This is a genomic window from Candidatus Weimeria sp. HCP3S3_B5 (genome assembly GCF_052064335.1).
Lineage (GTDB): Bacteria > Bacillota > Clostridia > Lachnospirales > Lachnospiraceae > Weimeria.
In genome coordinates this window covers 1-327 of sequence record NZ_JBQHVU010000081.1, presented here as the reverse complement: position 1 = coordinate 327, position 327 = coordinate 1, and the positions used below count along the sequence as shown (strand labels likewise).

Annotated in this window: 1 protein-coding gene; it reads right to left on the bottom strand. The window is 37.9% G+C overall.

The window, feature by feature from the left end:
- Positions 1–134: 134 nt before the first annotated feature.
- A partial coding sequence (locus tag ACTNCK_RS11805; protein ID WP_441082914.1) for a hypothetical protein occupies positions 135–327 on the bottom strand: 193 nt, incomplete at its 5' end.

Sequence of the window (327 nt, the reverse complement as noted above, 5' to 3'; positions counted from 1 at the left end):
ACACTATGTAGGAGAAGGCAATGAAAACATGTCATTTTTTCAGTATTTATGCGGCTTTTCAGCCGTTTTCATAGTGGCAACATAGGTTGGAATTCCGGGAATCCAGGATAATAACATATTCTGTACAGCTAGCGTTAATTTTTTGTAGTATTTGGAGCAAAAATAAATCGTGGCGATAAAAATAGTTGACAGATATCTACCTGTCGTGCTAATTTAATTATTAACTCAAACTTCGCAGTATAAAATACCGCGTAGCACCTTGAAAATTCAATAAAGAGTGACTTAAACCCGGCTTTTAGGCCGCTGATAGCTGTCGCCTCATTGCCG